We start from the raw sequence: 15672 nt of genomic DNA, 5'->3' as shown, positions 1-15672 counted from the left end.
ATTGATGCGTAACCTTTCTTTACGATTAAGAAGTTTTGCTGCTGCAGTTCTAGCATTACTGATTTTCATCCCTTTAACCGCTGTCACCCTCGAAAAAGCTTTTAACAGTAGCCTAAGTCAGTCTATGTTAGAGCAACTTCGAGTACAAAGCTTAACGTTAATTTCTGAATTTGAATTAGACGAAAGCAGCAGTTATGCGCTGATGCCAGAGCAACTATATAACGATGAGTTTAATATGCCTGGTTCGGGTTTGTACGCATTTATCCAGTCTAACAATGCAACACTTTGGCAATCCTTATCGACTTTAAATTGGCAATTAGAACCTAGTTTTTCAGCCCCTAAAATTGGCGCAGAAGCTTTCATTGAAGACTTCTCCATGCAAAACAGCTACTTCTTGTATGCATATACCGCTGAATTTGAAACATCTTTAGGTTACCAACCTATAAGCTTTTATATTCTCAGAGATAAACAAACCTTTAATACAGAAAAACAAAAGTTTGCGACAACCTTATGGAATTGGCTTGGGTTAATCGCGCTTCTGCTACTCATACTGTTATTGGTGAGCCTTAATGCAGCATTACTCCCTATCAGCCGACTAAACAAGCAAATACGCCAAGCAGAGAGCGGACAATTAAAGCGCATAGACCAGAATTATCCCCCAGAGCTAGAAAAGCTAAAAAGTAGCATTAACAATCTATTAGATACCGAGCAACAGCAACGTAGTCGCTACAAAAACAGCCTAAGTGATTTAGCCCATAGCCTTAAAACACCACTGGCCGTGCTATCAGGTACAGAAGGCCTCCCCCACCAAGCGAAAGAACCAATCAACCAAATTAACCTGCAAATACAAAGGCAGTTAAAAAGAGCAGTTGCAGGCACCACCAGTTCCTTTGAGCAAGCTACCCCTATAAAGCCAGTTGTTGAAAAACTGCTCAACGCTATGGCCAAAGTTTATGCTGATAAGCAATTATCATTTAGTACAAGCATCGACCCTCAAGATATTGGCTTTCATGGGGACGTAACCGATCTGATGGAGATACTTGGAAACGTACTAGATAACGGCTGTAAAGCAGCCACAAGTCAAGTGAAGCTAACCGCCATAGCAAGCCAAAAAGGTTTAACGTTAAGCGTTGAAGATGATGGACCTGGTATCCCTGCAGACAAACGAGAACACCTATTACAAAGAGGTACGCGTTTAGACAGTTACAAAGAGGGTCAAGGAATAGGTATGGCAGTAGTAGCCGACTTAGTCGCAGCCTATCAGGGTAGCCTTGAAATAAATAAGGGCGAGTTGGGCGGCGCAAAACTTATATTTACCTTCCCATTAAAGAGTGAAAACCACTAATTATTGGTTAATTTTTCATATCTATGAGTTGCTACAAAACCCAAACTATTGATTTCAATTAAGTTTTAGTCTGGCATGGTATCTGCTTTTTAATTACATATCTAAACAAACATCAATAAGGAAAAAGCATGGCTGTAAAATTAGAAGATAGACCTATCGAACAGGTAAGAGAAGAGGTCATTGATAAGCTTATTTTTAACTACAGTCATGGCGTGATTTCCAATGAAGCCTTTGAAAGAAGGTTAGATGCGGCAATGGCAAGTAAAAATCATCAAGAATTAGTTGATTTGGTTGCAGATTTGCAGCACAACACTAGCGAAGAGTTTACCTCTCAAAAAGAGCAAAGATTCAACATTAATTATTCTGCCGAGAACAGTGTTGAAACAGAAAGCATTGTCAATATTTTTGGGGGCTCTAACCGCAGTGGACAATGGTCAGTACCTAAAGAGATAAGAATTTTAACCCTATTTGGAGGGGCTGACATCGACTTTACCGATGCAATATTTTCAAGCCCAGATGTCACTGTAAAAGTACTATGTATATTTGGTGGTGATAATATCTACATACCAGAGAACATAAACGTCATCTCAAAAGCCTTCTGTATTTTTGGCGGAGTAGATAATAAAGCGCCATCAATAGCCTCTCGCCAAGCCCCAACCTTAACCATAGAAGGCTTAGTTTTATTTGGCGGATTAGACATAAAAATAAAACGTACAATAAAAGAAAAGTTTGTGGCCTTTGCTAATCAAATGAAAACTCTTTTCAATAACAAAGTCTGAACTAGGCAGAATTTTTAAATATGTCCTATTAGCCCTTTTTAAATTAATTAAAAAGGGCAATGTAAGATTTATTCGTTAGCCTGCTTCACATCTTCACTTGCTAGTAATAATGCAAACCAGTGTGTATCAGGGTTCGACTCTAAGGCTATCTTGACTATCATAGTCAACGGAACCGACAACAACATACCAACAGTACCCAGTAACCATCCCCAAAAAATTAACGATAGAAACACCACCAAGGTAGACAAACCAAGTCCACGGCCCATGTACTTTGGCTCTACCACATTTCCCATCACCATATTTGAAACCACAAACCCTAATGCAGTTAACCCAGCGGTCGTTGGACCTAACTGCACAAAAGCCAGTAACACAGCGGGAATAGCCGCAATAATGGAGCCAATATTGGGTACATAATTTAATAAAAACGCAAGTACAGACCAAAGTAAAAAATGATCAACACCTAATACATACAACCAAACACCAATTATCAAACCTGTACCTAAACTCACTAGAGTTTTAATGACTAGGTAGTTTTTGACTGACGTTAAAAACTTATCAATTTGCTGCATTTTCATATCGGGATCTGACAAAGCAATATGTATTTTTTTAGGAAATGACTCTGCTTCAAACAGCATAAACACCACAATTAACAATATCAGTAAAAAATTCGTTAGCACGCCCCCTAGGCTCGACAATAGGTTAGTGGCCATATTCATAGCTGCGCCTGGGTCAAGATAAGAAATAAGGGTATCTTTATTAATTGAAATGTTAACTTTATCTAGCTGCCCTATTACCCAACCAAACTCCTGTACCAACTGCTCCCGATATTTTGGAACGTTCTGACTAAACTCATTCATAGACTGCCCTACTAGACCAGCCAAAACTAATCCAAAAATAACAATCAAGAGTATGACTATAATGACTGCCAGTGCTCTAGGTAATTTATATTGGTTTGCCCATGTAATAATGGGGCTGCAAGCCATCGCAATAAAAATAGACAATAAAAAAGGTACGACAATGGCACTAGCTGCTTTTACGCCCGCTAAAATAACCACAATACTTGCCAGTACTATTAAAATTTTAACGGGTCTTTGGTGATTGATTTGCATAAAATGATTCTTGATAAATACCTTGAGAGCAAACTAGCAGATCTATGTGGTATTTTGTAGCAAAGTAATAAAAGAAATAACTTAACCTTTGGAATACTATGAAGTTAAATCCAGCAACAATAAGAATTAAGAACTTAAGATTACGTACCTACATAGGCATTAACGATGATGAAATAGCCAATATGCAAGATGTAGTCATCAACATTAAAATTAATTACCACGCTGACCAGGCAACAGATTCAGATAAAATGGACGATGCCCTCAATTACAAAATAGTCACAAAGCGCATTATCAACCTAGTAGAAAACAACCGTTTTTCACTTCTTGAGAAATTGACAGCTGATGTTCTAGCTATTGCAGCAGAACATGCTTGGGTCACCTATGCAGAGGTAGAAGTTGATAAACCCCACGCCTTACGTTTTTCTGATTCAGTGTCTCTTTGCTTATCATGCAATAAAAACTAAGGCTCCAAACATACATTTGAGGTAGTAATGAAGATATTAATTACAGGCGGTACTGGATTAATTGGCTCCAACCTAGTGCCAATTTTATCCCCAAATGAAATCACTGTACTTACACGAAATGTGGCCATGGCTGAACAAGTACTTGGTCATAAAATCCAATTTCTATCTAGTTTAGAGCACCTAAAAAACCTCGATGAATTTGATGTAGTAATAAACCTAGCCGGTGAGCCCATAGTTGCTAAAAAATGGACGCCTAAGCAAAAGCAGGTTATAGAACAAAGTCGTTGGAGCATTACTGAAAGGCTCGTCAGTCTAATAAAAAATAGTAACCAGCCACCAAAGTTATTCATTAGTGGCTCAGCTATTGGCTATTACGGAAAACAAAACGATAAGATTATTGATGAAGATTTCAGCCAGCCTAATGACGAATTTAGTCATCGCCTATGCGCTCGCTGGGAGTCTCTGGCTTTGGAAGCTAGCTCAGATGAAACCAGGGTATGTATTATTCGAACAGGTATAGTCTTGAGCATTAGAGGAGGAGCCCTGACAAAAATGTTACTGCCTTTCAAATTAGGGCTAGGAGGGCCGATAGGTGACGGCAATCAATATATGTCGTGGATCCACCTAGAAGACATGTTACAGGGTATTGCGCACCTCATAAAACACGAAAGCTGCCAAGGAATTTATAACTTTACCGCTCCAACCCCTGTGACCAATCTAGAATTTAGCCGCACCCTCGCAAAGTCTTTACATCGGCCTTGTGTGTTTAAAGTGCCTGCCTTTGTTTTAAGAGGGTTAATGGGAGAAATGGCAGACCTTGTGATCTATGGGCAAAGGGTAAATCCTACTCGCCTACTAGAAAGTGGATATCAATTTGCCTACCCCGAATTAACGACAGCTTTTGAATGCTTAAAGTAGCTATTTTAAGCAGAGCTTAAAAAGCTCTGCTTAATTAAATATTAATTTACACCATTTTACGCAGTAAGTGGCTGGTGTTTAACGACAGTAAACGCCAACACCCTAGAGCACCTAGACATCCTACAACCAAAGCTCCAGCAAGAGGTGCTATGGCCCAATATTCTATGTGTAAACCAGCAGGCATTTGAAACACTTGAGTTTGCAGTAAATACAAACTGAATTCATTTGATGCCGCCGCCATTACACCCGCCACCAAGCCAATAATCACAAACTCATAAATTACACTCAAACGAATTAGCCACCCTTTAGCGCCTAAGGTTCGTAAAATCGCTAACTCCTCTTGACGCTCATCCATACTTGCCTGAACTTGAGCAATAAGTACTAAGGCCCCTGCTGCAAGCACTAGAACTAAAATAAACTCAACAGCCACAGATACCTGATCAACAATATTACGCAATTGGTTAATTCTGGCATCTACATCAATCAAGGTTACGTTAGCAAAAGGTTTCATTAAGGCAGTAATATCTGATTTACGGTCACTAGGTAAGTTAAAACTAGAGATATAAGTAGGAATATAATTTTGAAGTGCTCTAGGCTCAATGACAAAGAAAAAGTTTGGTTGCATAGACTGCCAGTTCACATCTCGAACACTGGTTACTTTAACATTGACTATTTCACTACCAATATTAAAGGTAAGCATATCCCCTAACTCAAGACGCAAACGCTCTGCTATACCTTGCTCAATCGAAACCTCATAGGGGCGCTCCTGTTCGCTTAACTGCAAACCTTCTTCAAACCAGCGTCCTTCTACTATTTTTGAGCCTGTTTGTAATTCATTACTCCAGGTTAGATTCGCCTCTCTACCTAACCCATTGCGACCGCTGTCTCTTTCATCAGGATCTTCTTTAGAAATAGCGGTACGCACTTTTTCGTCATTTACAGCTACAAAGCGCCCTCTAACCACAGGGTAAAATTTCTCTATATTGACATTTCCTTCCAAAAAGTGAGCTTGCAAATTTGGTTGCTGACTATGACTGATATTAACTAGGAAGTAATTTGGCGTCCCTTCGGGAAGCTGATCTTGCCATTGTTGCACCATATCATTACGCATCACTAGTACCACTAGCAGCAACATAATGGTCACAGCAAAACTTATTAACTGCACACTATTGTCCATAGCCCGGCGACTTATTCTAGCCCAAGCTAATTGCCAAGGTCCCATTTTCCCTTGAGCAAACTTACGACCAGCTCTGATTAAACCAAAGGTAACTATCATCAAACTAGTGACCAGAGCTATGCCTGATACAAACAAAATGGCACTAATTTTTAAATTTTGGCTATAGGCCCACATCAATAAGAAAATCGCACCGCCAGAGGCCACAAATTGCAGCAGTCTTGAGCTTAAACTTGCTCCTAAATCTCTGCGTAAAACCCTAAGTGGTGATACTGAAAATAACTTCATTAAGGGATACAGAGAAAACAAGATGGCACAAACTGAACCGGTGAATATAGCAATAATCAGAGGCTTCCAATGCCAAGCATCAATCGACACATCGACTCTATCGGCAACAGCCATGACGACAACTTGCTGAATTGCATACCCTATTGCCGTACCAATTAAAATCCCCAACCCTGCGATAAACACAATTTGCAGCAGATAGATTTTTTGCACCATTGACTTAGGGGCGCCTAAGGTTTTCATAATAGCCACGGGGTCGTAATGTCTTTGGCTATAACGCTGTGCAGCCACTGCAATGGACACCGCAGCAAGCACTATGGCAAGTAAACTAGCTAACAGAAAATATTGCCCAGCTCTACCCACAGAGCGCCCAATTGCTGACTCGTCATCTTCAATCGAATCCCAGTCGTGAATTTCTCTGTCTAATTGTGGCTCTAACCAATCGTAATAGCGCTCTAGGTCATCTCTATCCCCAGTAAAAAAATAACTGTATTCAATGCGGCTTCCTGGTCCTTCTACATTTGTTGCTGCAAGGTCAGCTTTACCAATTAAAACTTTCGGGTCACCACCAAACACGCTAAAGCCAGCGTCAGGCACTTCAGTTAATACCTTAGTCACTGCAAAGTTTTCATCGCCAACTTCAATGGTATCGCCTATAGCAACTCCCAAAGTTTGAAACAGTTGGGACTCAATCCAAGCTTCGCCCTTTTTTGGCAAACCGTCGGTAGGCTCACCATTTTCGAAAGGTTTATCAGCTGTTTTAACTGTACCTTTTAGTGGATATCCTTGGTCAGCAGCACGTAAAGACACCAAATCCATGTTTTCATTAGCGAATACCATAGATCTAGCATAAGTTTGATGAGCCGTATTGAGCCCCATTTCCTGTGCTTTTTCAATCCAAGCTAAATCAATTGGTTTATCAGATTCAAGTACCCTATCTGCTGCAATAAACTCAGCACTTTTTTCAGTTAAAGCCGACTCTAAACGCTCACTGAATAATGAAAGAGATAACACAGATGCGACTGATAAAATAATAGCCAGCAATATAATCGTTAATTCACCACGCTTGGTTTCATGACGAAATAAACGCCAGGCTAAGCTAAACGCTTGCTTATTCATCTACCCTACCTTTTCCGAACTTGCCTGAGAAAATACTTCAGTTAACTCCCCTGCCTGCATGTGGAGCTGACGCTGACATTGATCTGCTAATCCCTGATCATGGGTCACTAATACAAGGGTTGTATTGGAATTTTGGTTAAGTTCAAACAAAAGCTTTTCTATTTTTTCACTGTTAGCGGCGTCTAAATTTCCAGTTGGCTCATCAGCAAATAAAATTTTAGGCTCGCTAATAAAAGCTCTAGCAATCGCCACACGTTGTTGCTCACCACCCGACAACTGATTAGGGTAATGGGTAGCTCTGTGCTGCAGGCCTACCTGCTCTAGAATTTTTTCAGCTCTTTGCCTTGCGTCTGAATGGCCTGCGATTTCAGCAGGTAACATAATATTCTCGATGGCAGTTAAACTCTGAACCAGCATAAAACTTTGAAAAATAAACCCAACTTTAGCCCCTCTTAATTGGGCTCGCTGCTCTTCGTCCATCACTTCCATAGCTTCGCCATCAAGTGAGATTTCCCCCTCGCTTACTTCATCTAACCCAGCGAGTAAGCTAAGCAGAGTAGACTTACCGGAGCCGGACGCACCAATAATAGCAACCGACTCACCGGCCTTGACTTCGAAACTAATAGGCTTGAGGATCTGTAAATCACCTTGAGACGTATTAACTGTTTTACTGATTTTATTTGTCTTAATCATTACTTTAGGAGTCATAGTGGTTTTTCTTAATACCAAATCGTTGCGAAATAAAATTTATAAAATACTAATTCTTATACCTTTGCTACTGATTTCGGATCAGCTACTAGCAAAAGAAGCTAAGTTACTTATTCTTGGAGATAGCCTAAGCGCAGCTTATGGCCTAAAGCAAGAAGAAGGATGGGTTAGTTTGTTACAAGATGCGTGGCAAGACAAACCTATCACCATTGTTAATGCTGCAATAAGTGGTGAAACCACAGATGGTGGCTTAGCAAGACTACCTCGCCTACTGACGTCACATCAGCCAACACATGTATTTATTGAATTGGGTGGAAATGATGGATTACAAGGGCACCCTATTCCAAAAATGCGAGATAATTTACAAGAGATTATCGATTTGAGCCTAGCGAGTGGTAGTAAAGTATTCTTGCAACAAATGCAGATACCTACCAACTATGGTAGGCGCTACACTGATATGTTCATTAATAGTTACGTGAGCTTAGCTGAGAAAAACAATATTCCGCTTCTGCCATTTTTCCTAGAGGACATAGCACTTAACGATAACCTAATGCAAAGAGATGGTATTCATCCAACGGCTGAAGCACAGGTGTTGATTGCAAAAGGTATGCAACAAACACTTGAGGTATTAATCTTCCCCTAGCAGAATCGTAAGTAAGCCACTACACTAGTATGTATACGATAATATTTAATTAGAGGAGCAAATAATGGATGTAGGATCAGCTGGAGCGGGCTCAATATCTCAAAATATTCCCACACAAACAGGCTCTCAGCAGCAAGTTGTTAGGGCTGAACAGCAAGAAACCGCTGACATCAATGCAGTGCAAGCCACAGAAAGTGCACCACCTCAAAGTAACGAACGTGTGGGTAGCATTATAAATACCACAGCCTAATCCCAAAAGACGAGTCGACTGACTCGTTTTTTATTGCGTCTTGATAAAGTTTTCTAGTGCAATACCTAAGTAGCTAGTTCTAAAAAACTTAAAAATACTGATATAACAAAACGCTTTATCCCTGATCCACACTACTCTTTAATGTGTTTTAAAATATCTTCAGAGTGTTGCAGTGCTCTAATTTTCGTAAATAAAGTGTCAGCTTGAGTATATTGGCGTTTTAGATATCCTAACCACTGCTTTACGCGGTTAGGATAATATTTACCTTTATCACCATATAATTCGTAACCTGAGTATTGGATCAACAAGTTACGAACCTGCTCCCAAGGCATCTCTTGATGCTTATTTTTAATCACTTGGGCCAAGTTGGGCATAGCTAAAGCTCCGCGGCCTAACATAATATTTTCACAATCAGATTGCTGCTGACAGGCCACTGCATCCTGGCCGTTCCAAATCTCGCCATTTGCAATTAGAGGAATATCAACTTGTTGCTTTATCTTTGCAATCCAATCCCAATACGCTGGGGGCTTATAGCCATCGACCTTGGTACGAGCATGCACTACTAAGGAATCTGCACCTGCACTGGCAATAGCCTGAGCATTTTCAATGGCCAGCGAACTGTCTTCAAAACCTAAGCGCATTTTAGCAGAAACTACATGCTCAGCAGGAACTGCATTACGCACAGCAGACACTATTTGATAGAGGGTTTCTGGCTCTTTCAAAAGTACAGCGCCGCCTTTACTTTTATTCACGGTTTTTGCGGGACAGCCAAAATTAAGATCTACCCCATGGGAGCCTAGCTCAACGGCCCTAACTGCATTTTCAGCTAACCACTGTGGATGTTGCCCTAATAACTGGACTTTAACAGGCACTCCACTTGGTGTGAAACCTCCATGTTTCAACTCAGGACTTAGGCGATAAAACACCTTTTTAGGTAAGAGTAACTCAACCACTCGTACGAACTCAGTGACACATAAATCAAAGCCTCCCACTTGGGTCAGCATGTCACGCATAAGGTGATCAACCACCCCTTCCATCGGGGCCAAAGTAATTTGCATTTAATAAAGCACTATAGGTTATAGGTAAGAAACGCGCGCATTGTAATAGTAATTAGTTTTCAGCACTAGGGCCGTTTACTATTCATAATAAGGGTAAGGTTAGAATTTTAAGGGGTTAAGTGCTTTCTTTTTTCACACAAGTGCAAAATATCTGTCTTTTGTTGGTTACTTGCCTGGCCCCAAATAAGTATTTCATCTATTAGCCTAAAACACCCAACACACATATCTTGCTTATCTAGACAGCAATTTCTGACACAGGGAGAAGCCACACTCCCTTCTGTTTTATCTTTCATCAATCTATACAGCTCTCTTTGGCAAACACAATAATAGCTAATTATAACCAAGGCCGTTCTTAAAAACGGAGCACCGAAGGTGCCCCATCTTGAGACTTTATTGTTATTAATACAAATCTTAGTAAAAATTGGAATTGATTTAGTAACTAAGTTTGGCGCCCTATGAACTTGGAAATTCAAAAACGTTATCTTGAATTTCGTCACCAATATTAGTATTTGCGCGAATAACGTCTGCTAACGTTGCTCCTTCTACTCGCTCTAACTCATCTTCTGTTAAATCATTTTCATACCAAAAGCGATCTCCGTCTCTGAAGGCTGAAAACTGCACAATATTCATTAAACGAAACAGTTCTCCCATTTGAGAGCCTACTTCTGATAGCGCATCTTCTGCCAAACCACCTACCCACAGATCTATTTCATCAACATCACCATAGGTTGTTTCTAACGCCTGCTGCAGCGCAGTATCTGATGTAATTTCTGAAAATGAAGTTTTACGCTCCAAACCAAATACCTCTCGCATATCATTATAAGAAGGTATTCCATGATCTCGTCCCCTCTGAATGTTAAGGGAAACCAAATCAAGACCGCCTGCTCCGGGCTCTCCAAATAAAAAATTACGAATATCAGCCACAACTTTAGTATCTAATTTTTGACTCAACTGGTGTGCAAAACCCCGTAAAATAGGATCAAGGCTATCTTCTTCTGTTAATATTTGAGGACCAGTAAAAAACGCTCCTCTAAGTGGCACATGTCCTTCATCTATTTCATTTAAGTCTACATCTAGGCGGGTAATAAACTCATTCAATAACGAATGGCCATAACGATATGCCGCCACACTAAACTCATTGTATAGTCCTGGATGTACTGTAGCATCGTACCCTTCGTATTCTGGTATGGCATTTTCACCAAGCAATGCTGGCAGATATTCTTCATAGGTAATAATTTGGATCTTTGCGATCACTAATCTTCTAGCAGCTTGAAAGATTTCTTCACCCGTTGAGTTGGGTGACTCTTCCTCCAAAATAGCAGCAATCCTGTTGTGCTCTCGAACCCACAAAGTGTGCATAGTGGTAAGACCGAGTTGCTCATTAGCACGGATGTCTCCACCTAAAAATAAGGCTTCAGCTGGCACACCAAAAGCATTCGCATTGGTTTGACCGCTAGTGTTAAAGGGTAATAGATTTCCATCACTTGTAGCTAAATAAGGGCTGTTTTCACTAACACGTAAAGCCGCAGCTCTAATGTCGTCCGAGCCATAAATCATGCTGCCATCAAGCCAAACGGTTAATTCGTTTTCTTGCTCCCTAGGGTTTGAAATACTTGTTCCCGTTTCATGGTCAAATAAAGCACGGCTAAACAGAATAGTTGCATTACCTGTATTGTTTGGGTCGAAATATATATCTCCCTTAGGAACAATAATATCTGCAGTCTCTTCGGCACCATCAGTAACACCGATATCATGATCGATAAACTGACCCCATTGCCACAAATAATCAGTGGTATTAAAGGTATTAGGAATAACCACGCCCACATCTTGGTTGGCTACATTGTTAGACACCAGCCTAGCACTTGGCCGTGACGCCCCAGCCATAGAAGAAATACCGTCCTCGTAAGCTACATCGGCCCACCTTTGAAGATGGCTAAAGGATGTTCCCCATAGCGGGTTTTCAATGTTGTTATTCGAGCCATCAAAAGTTCTGACCTCACGGTTATCCACTGTAGGCCCATCACCATCATCATCCCTATTTGCATTTGCACGATTACGCCTTTCACCAGCATTATCATTGATACCTTGAGAAGAAGCGGTACGGTCGGTAACTAACACTTCCACATCATCAGAAACAGACTCACCAGCTTCATCAGTAACTGTGAGGCGAAACACTAGGGTCTCATTCTGCCGTGTTGACGGTGTTCTAAATTGAGGCGTTAACGTATCTGCCTCTTCTATATCAACAGATGTACCGGATACCTGAGTCCAAATAGCGGTAACTTCGCCCTCTGCATCCTGAGCTGTGCCAGAAAGTCCAACATTTGAACGTTCATCAACACGTTGATTCTCCCCAGCACTTACAACAGGTAGGGTATTTTCATCTTGTGATTCGCTATTATTGCAAGCGGCTATCATCATCACCGAAGAAAACAATATTGATTTTTTAAAGTACTTCATCTTAATTTTTTCCAAAGCATTAATTATTTAAGGATTCAATGCCTAAGATGTAAAGTTTCGTAACAAGTTCTCAGAAAATGTTAAATAAATGTTTAATTTAATTTGAACTTTTCAGAAAAAGCTTGCTACAGAGCAAATATAGAACGAGGGATTAATAGACACTTTGTATAAATATGCAGCAATAAAAACACAAATTGAACAAAATACATCCTTGTATTTGTTGGGTAAAAAGAGGAGTTACTCTAGTACCGATATAGGCTCGGATATTTTAGGTTTGCCTTGGTTAATTGCTATTTCAACACGGCGATTACTACGTCTACTTTGGGCATCGTCAGTCTCTGAAAGTGGCGCAGTATCAGCTTTACCCACAACAGACATGCGACTCTCATCGAATCCTTGGGCACGCCTTAGCTCCTCTGCTACGGCAACAGCTCGTTGCGAAGAAAGATCCCAATTCGAACGATACAACTCATTTGAAATCTGCTGACTGTCACTATGACCCGAAACTTCAACATCTCCCGGCATATCAGCTAATAATGTGCCTATCTTTCGCAATATTGGTACAAACTGTGGTTGTAAAAATGCTGAGCCAGCTGAAAACGATCCATTCTCTCTTATCCGAATTGTAATTTGTTGACCTAAAGACTCCACTTCAATGGCCCCATCTACAATTTCTTTTTCAAGCCTTTCAGCCACTTTGCGCATACGTTCTGCCACTTCCTGATCGCTCGCAGCGGTGCTAGAGGTACTTTGCTCTGAAGCTGTTTGTTGTGCTGCCCCACCTTTTTGCTCTCCCCTTTGCTTTTGGCGCCCACCAGCTGAGTCTTCGTTCCCTGCTTGGAACTCCAGCATTTCTTGGGTCATATCGGTAGTTTGTTGCTGTATGGTGTCGATAGGAGTGGGCTCGGGCTTACCGGGTCGAAACTCCATAGCAATGACACTAGTACCCTTGGGAATGTCTTTTACTTCAATTTTGTTTTGCACACCAAAGGCAAACTTCATTGAGCCTGCAATTTGTTTAAACTTCAATACATCCATTTCAGAGAAGGACAGCAGCAACACGAAAAAGCACATCAACAAAGACATCAAATCTGCGAATGTTCCCATCCAAGCGGGTAGCCCTTCAGGAGGGCACTTAGGGCATTGGTCTTCCATCGCTATTCCGCGTCTTCAGATGAGCCACGTTTACTGGCGGCTAAATAATTTTTCAAAATCCCCTCGATAACTCTTGGGTTTTGACCATCTGCGATACCAATAATACCGTCCAGTACTAAGCTTTGGTTTAGCTTTTCTTCTTCACAGCGGTTACCTAATTTAACAGCAATAGGTAAACATAATAAGTTTGCTAGCATGGCCCCATATAGTGTAGTCAAAAGTGCAACCGCCATTGCAGGTCCGATAGATTTTGGATCATCCATGTTAGATAACATGGCTACCAAGCCAACTAGGGTTCCAATCATTCCCATTGCAGGAGCAACATCACCTAAACCTTTAAAAATAGTGGCACCAAACTCATGACGCTCAGCACTCATAGCTATATCTTTACCTAAGGTTGCTCTAACAACATCCACATCGTGGCCATCCACTAACATGTCCACACCTTTTTGCATAAAAGGATTATCAATCTCAGCTTCTTCTAAAGCTAAAAATCCACCTTTACGGGCAGCATCGGCCATTTCTACTATTTTTTCTATTTGCGACTCAGGTGAATCCAGTTTGAACATAAAGGCCTTTCCAGCCACTTTACCTGCACCAAAAAATTGTCCGAGAGTGTATTGGGATAACACTACGAATAAACTACCGCAAAATACTATCAAAATAGAAGGTACGTTAATGAACATGGCGATATCGCCACCTTGGATCATCGCCATGACAACAAAACCTATGGCACCAAGAATCCCGATTATGGTTGCTAAATCCACACTGTGCTCCAAAAAATAGTGGTTAAACCTTTATAACTAAGCGTTTAGATTAATGTCTGTAATACCGACATACAACATAATTTAATCGCCTACTATCCAATAATATCGACTATATCCATTTTTTCTAAAGTCAGCATCAAGTATAAATTTCATATAAAAATTAATCAGAAAATTTAGCAACTATATACTTGTGCCACTTGGTATCTATAAAAGTGTTTGACCCTATTTTTTTGCTCAGGTATGGTGCGTGGCTCCCAGCATTCGCCATGGTTGATATAAAGAATATTATGACAACTCGTAAAAAAGCAGACACTCAAACGTTTGAACAATCAATGCAAGAGTTAGAGAACCTTGTTAGCCAGATGGAACAGGGGGATTTACCCTTAGAAGAAGCCCTTAAAAGTTTTGAAAGAGGCATTGAGTTGGTCAGAAATAGTCAACAAAAATTAAAAGATGCTGAACAGAAAATACAGATACTTACCACTCAAAATGGGCAACAAACCCTTGATGTATTTGAAACAAACAATTAAGTTCGCTAAATGAGTTTACATTCCTACAGACAAGCGGTTAGTGAAAGAACCAACAATGCCTTGAGTCAAACTATACAAGCATTGCCAGACCACGCACAAACCTTGAAACAAGCAATGGAATACGCCTTGTTGATTGGCGGTAAACGAATGCGCCCTTTCTTACTTCATGCTACTGGCGAAATGCTCGGCGTCACAGCAACTGATTTAGATTGTCCTGCCATTGCCATTGAAGCAGTGCATGCTTATTCGTTAATCCATGATGATTTACCTGCAATGGACGATGATGACCTTCGCCGCGGCCACGCAACCTGTCATATAAAATTTGATGAGGCCACTGCCATTTTAGCTGGTGATGCGCTGCAAACCTTAGCGTTTGAAATATTATGTCAACATCCACTAAGCGCTTCTAATGATCTTAAAAGAATTAAGCTAGTAAATATTTTAAGTAAAGCATCTGGCTATTTAGGTATGTGCGGTGGCCAGGCTATGGACTTAGCCGCAACTGATACACTTATTAACCAAGCTCAACTGGAAGCATTGCATCATAAGAAAACAGGGGCCTTATTGTCTGCATGTGTAGAAATGGCAATTGTTCTTGCAGACGATGTAACCCAAGATAGCTGCAATACTCTGAGAGAATACGCCAAAATTATTGGTTTGGCGTTTCAAGTACAAGACGATATTTTAGATGTTGTTGGGGACTCAGAAGTACTGGGTAAGCCCCAAGGTTCAGACCAAGCGCAAAACAAAAGTACCTATCCGGCCATGATGGGATTAGAGCAAGCACAAGCTTATCTTGAAAATCTACACAAACAAGCACTTCAAGCTTTGCAGACTTTGCCTTACAATACCCAGATCTTGGCCGAATTTACCAATTTTGTTATTCATCGCGCCTATTAAAGAGTTGA

The 15672-nt window shown here is 40.7% G+C and carries 16 protein-coding genes; 8 read left to right on the top strand and 8 right to left on the bottom strand.

Annotated elements, in window-relative coordinates:
• Window positions 1-4 precede the first annotated feature (4 nt).
• The gene (locus tag ACMUMK_RS06355; protein ID WP_414700269.1) at window positions 5-1345 is read left to right on the top strand and encodes an ATP-binding protein; all 1341 of its coding nucleotides are present in this window, start codon (window positions 5-7) and stop codon (window positions 1343-1345) included.
• A 128-nt stretch (window positions 1346-1473) separates the two neighbouring features.
• On the top strand, window positions 1474-2124 hold the full coding sequence (locus ACMUMK_RS06350; RefSeq protein ID WP_414700268.1) for a DUF1707 SHOCT-like domain-containing protein: 651 nt from the start codon (window positions 1474-1476) through the stop codon (window positions 2122-2124).
• A gap of 68 nt (window positions 2125-2192) precedes the next feature.
• Here the strand turns inward: ACMUMK_RS06350 and ACMUMK_RS06345 are convergent, their stop codons facing one another.
• Complete coding sequence (locus ACMUMK_RS06345) at window positions 2193-3233, bottom strand: AI-2E family transporter (protein WP_414700267.1); 1041 nt, start codon at window positions 3231-3233, stop codon at window positions 2193-2195.
• Window positions 3234-3331: 98 nt separating this feature from the next.
• Here ACMUMK_RS06345 and folX point away from each other — a divergent pair, with 98 nt between their 5' ends.
• Together folX and ACMUMK_RS06335 are read left to right on the top strand one after the other, a co-directional pair.
• Complete coding sequence (gene folX, locus ACMUMK_RS06340) at window positions 3332-3697, top strand: dihydroneopterin triphosphate 2'-epimerase (RefSeq protein WP_414700266.1); 366 nt, start codon at window positions 3332-3334, stop codon at window positions 3695-3697.
• A 27-nt stretch (window positions 3698-3724) separates the two neighbouring features.
• Window positions 3725-4615, top strand: coding sequence for a TIGR01777 family oxidoreductase (locus ACMUMK_RS06335; protein WP_414700265.1), 891 nt, complete (start codon window positions 3725-3727; stop codon window positions 4613-4615).
• Between the two features lie 46 nt (window positions 4616-4661).
• On the opposite strand, the gene ACMUMK_RS06330 is transcribed toward ACMUMK_RS06335, so the two are convergent.
• Both ACMUMK_RS06330 and ACMUMK_RS06325 read right to left on the bottom strand, forming a co-directional pair.
• Window positions 4662-7193, bottom strand: a complete 2532-nt coding sequence (locus ACMUMK_RS06330; RefSeq protein WP_414700264.1) for an ABC transporter permease — start codon at window positions 7191-7193, stop codon at window positions 4662-4664.
• The gene (locus ACMUMK_RS06325) at window positions 7194-7886 is read right to left on the bottom strand and encodes an ABC transporter ATP-binding protein (protein ID WP_414700336.1); all 693 of its coding nucleotides are present in this window, start codon (window positions 7884-7886) and stop codon (window positions 7194-7196) included.
• 16 nt (window positions 7887-7902) lie between these two features.
• Between ACMUMK_RS06325 and ACMUMK_RS06320 the strand changes: the two genes are divergently transcribed.
• The gene (locus ACMUMK_RS06320) at window positions 7903-8544 is read left to right on the top strand and encodes an arylesterase (RefSeq protein ID WP_414700263.1); all 642 of its coding nucleotides are present in this window, start codon (window positions 7903-7905) and stop codon (window positions 8542-8544) included.
• 64 nt (window positions 8545-8608) lie between these two features.
• Window positions 8609-8794: a hypothetical protein gene (locus tag ACMUMK_RS06315; RefSeq protein WP_414700262.1), complete on the top strand. Its 186-nt coding sequence runs from the start codon at window positions 8609-8611 to the stop codon at window positions 8792-8794.
• Between the two features lie 131 nt (window positions 8795-8925).
• On the opposite strand, the gene dusC is transcribed toward ACMUMK_RS06315, so the two are convergent.
• The 5 genes from dusC to pomA all read right to left on the bottom strand — a co-directional run bounded on the left by dusC (window position 8926) and on the right by pomA (window position 14234).
• Window positions 8926-9852, bottom strand: a complete 927-nt coding sequence (gene dusC / locus ACMUMK_RS06310; RefSeq protein WP_414700261.1) for a tRNA dihydrouridine(16) synthase DusC — start codon at window positions 9850-9852, stop codon at window positions 8926-8928.
• 107 nt (window positions 9853-9959) lie between these two features.
• Window positions 9960-10145, bottom strand: coding sequence for a DUF1289 domain-containing protein (locus ACMUMK_RS06305; RefSeq protein WP_414700260.1), 186 nt, complete (start codon window positions 10143-10145; stop codon window positions 9960-9962).
• 160 nt (window positions 10146-10305) lie between these two features.
• The gene (locus ACMUMK_RS06300) at window positions 10306-12312 is read right to left on the bottom strand and encodes a peroxidase family protein (RefSeq protein ID WP_414700259.1); all 2007 of its coding nucleotides are present in this window, start codon (window positions 12310-12312) and stop codon (window positions 10306-10308) included.
• A gap of 237 nt (window positions 12313-12549) precedes the next feature.
• A complete protein-coding gene (locus tag ACMUMK_RS06295; RefSeq protein ID WP_414700258.1) occupies window positions 12550-13467 on the bottom strand; it encodes a flagellar motor protein MotB in 918 nt (305 codons plus the stop codon).
• A gap of 2 nt (window positions 13468-13469) precedes the next feature.
• The gene (pomA, locus tag ACMUMK_RS06290; protein ID WP_414700257.1) at window positions 13470-14234 is read right to left on the bottom strand and encodes a flagellar motor protein PomA; all 765 of its coding nucleotides are present in this window, start codon (window positions 14232-14234) and stop codon (window positions 13470-13472) included.
• A 287-nt stretch (window positions 14235-14521) separates the two neighbouring features.
• On the opposite strand from pomA, the gene xseB reads away from it, so the two are divergent.
• Together xseB and ispA are read left to right on the top strand one after the other, a co-directional pair.
• A complete protein-coding gene (gene xseB, locus ACMUMK_RS06285) occupies window positions 14522-14764 on the top strand; it encodes an exodeoxyribonuclease VII small subunit (RefSeq protein WP_414700256.1) in 243 nt (80 codons plus the stop codon).
• A 9-nt stretch (window positions 14765-14773) separates the two neighbouring features.
• Window positions 14774-15664 (top strand): (2E,6E)-farnesyl diphosphate synthase, encoded by an 891-nt coding sequence (gene ispA / locus ACMUMK_RS06280; protein ID WP_414700255.1) that lies wholly within the window; start codon window positions 14774-14776, stop codon window positions 15662-15664.
• Window positions 15665-15672 lie beyond the last annotated feature (8 nt).

The organism is Paraglaciecola sp. 2405UD69-4 (genome assembly GCF_047525415.1).
Taxonomy (GTDB): Bacteria; Pseudomonadota; Gammaproteobacteria; order Enterobacterales; family Alteromonadaceae; genus Paraglaciecola.
The sequence above is the reverse complement of the archived record's forward strand: the minus strand, read 5'-3'. Positions and strand labels throughout refer to the sequence as shown.